1 protein-coding gene and 1 pseudogene are annotated in these 1,806 nt (G+C 67.4%); both read right to left on the bottom strand.

The genetic code is table 11. From position 1 onward, the window contains the following. Nucleotides 1–140: pseudogene (locus VGS97_RS29490) on the bottom strand (homoserine dehydrogenase); the annotation flags it as partial. Between the two features lie 195 nt (nt 141–335). Beyond that, nucleotides 336–1,739 carry a diaminopimelate decarboxylase gene (gene lysA / locus VGS97_RS10365; protein WP_326853120.1) on the bottom strand — a complete coding sequence of 468 codons (1,404 nt, stop codon included), beginning with the start codon at nt 1,737–1,739 and terminating at the stop codon, nt 336–338. Between the last annotated feature and the right edge of the window lie 67 nt (nt 1,740–1,806).

The raw sequence follows: 1,806 nt of genomic DNA, 5'->3' as shown, positions 1-1,806 counted from the left end.
CGCACCGCGATGCCCGCGAGTTCGAGCGGGGCGCCGATCCGGGCGGCCAGGTCACCGGCGGTGGTCGTCATGAGCCGGGCGACCTCGGAGCCGACGACCCCGCAGCCCAGCAGCGCGACCTTCAGCGGGCGCTCGCTCATGATTCCCAACCTCGTCCTCCGCTTGACCTGCCGGGCAAGTCTCGCCGGTCAGTTCGTCTTCCGGTACCTGCTGTCCAACATCCGAGACATCGCCACGGACGCCCCGCCAACGCGGTCGACTCGGCCGGCTCTGCCGACTCGGTCAACTCCGCTCACCTCACCACCGCCCGCTCCACCAGCCGCCGCCCCGACGCCTCACCCCATGTCCAGTGCCAGCAGATCGGCCTCCGTCTCCCGTCGCACCAACATCCGCGACTCACCCTCGCAGACCGACACCACCGGCGGTCGCAACGCTTGGTTGTAATTGGACGCCATCGAACGGCAGTACGCGCCGGTAGCAGCCACGGCGAGCAGGTCACCCGGCCCGATGTCAGCGGGAAGCCACGCATCACGCACCACGATGTCCCCGGACTCGCAGTGCTTACCGACGACGCGGGCCAGCATCGGCGGCGCCTCGGACGCGCGCGATGCGAGCGTGCACGTATACGCAGCGTCGTACAACGCGGTACGAATATTGTCGCTCATGCCCCCGTCCACAGACACGTATGTCCGCAGCCCATCCAATACTTTGACCGTTCCGACCTCGTACAAGCTGATCCCGGGCGTTCCTGCGATGGCCCGGCCCGGTTCGACCGTGAGCCGCGGAATCGGAAGCCCGTACCCGAAACTCTCCCGCCCCACGATCGCTTTCAGCCCAGCCACGATGTCGAACGCGTCCGACGGATCGTCCTCACTCGTATAGGCGATCCCGAGCCCGCCGCCGAGGTCCAACTCCGGCAGCTTGATCCCGTGCTCATCCCGAATGGACGCAAGCAGCCCGACCGCACGGTGCGCCGCCACCTCGAACCCGGACGTGTCGAAGATCTGCGACCCGATGTGCGAGTGGATCCCCACCAGATCCAGCGAGTCGTGCTTGAGCACCCGCCGTACCGCCTCGGCCGCCAATCCCCCGCTCAGCGAGAATCCGAACTTCTGATCTTCATGCGCCGTCGCGATGAACTCATGGGTGTGCGCCTCGACGCCGACCGTGACGCGCGCCATCACCCGCGGCCGCTGCCCACGCTGCGCCGCGAGCTGCGCGAGCCGCTCGATCTCGTCGAACGAATCGAGCACGATCCGTCCGACCCCCGCGTCCAGCGCCCGAACCAGCTCGGCGTTCGACTTGTTGTTCCCATGAAAGGTCAGCCGATGCGCCGGGAAGTCGACGGCCAGGGCGAGCCCCAGCTCACCACCCGAACACACATCGAGCCCAAGCCCCTCTTCCGCGGCCCACCGAGCGACCGCCCTGCACAGAAACGCTTTGCCGGCATAGTGCACCGGCGGTTCCGCCTGGTCGTAGTCACCAAACGCCGCCAGCCAGGCACGTGCCCGCATCCGCCAATCGGCCTCATCAATCAGATAAGCAGGCGTCCCATGCTCAGCCGCCAGCTCGCGAACCGACACGCCCCCGACGCTGATCGCCCCGTCGTCGCCGCGCCGCACCGTCGACGGCCAGACCTTCGCCTCAAGCAAGTTCAAATCAGCGGGCGGCGCAGGCACCGCGCCACCAGGCAGCACGTCAGCGTGTCGCGGTCCGGCCGGGTGCGCTGCGCGGCTCATCTGGCTCTCTTCTCACTCACTAGGTCACAAGTCACAGGCCACTAACTCACGTAACTCACGATCACCA

The sequence above is a fragment of the Actinocrinis sp. genome, from assembly GCF_035946395.1.
Lineage (GTDB): Bacteria > Actinomycetota > Actinomycetes > Streptomycetales > Catenulisporaceae > Actinocrinis.
Note: the sequence above shows the minus strand (reverse complement) of the source record. Positions and strands in the feature narration are given on the sequence as shown.

Excerpts from the sequence above, each read along its gene's own strand:
- lysA (WP_326853120.1), bottom strand. The coding sequence starts at position 1,739 with ATGAGCCGCGCAGCGCACCCGGCCGGACCGCGACACGCTGACGTGCTG.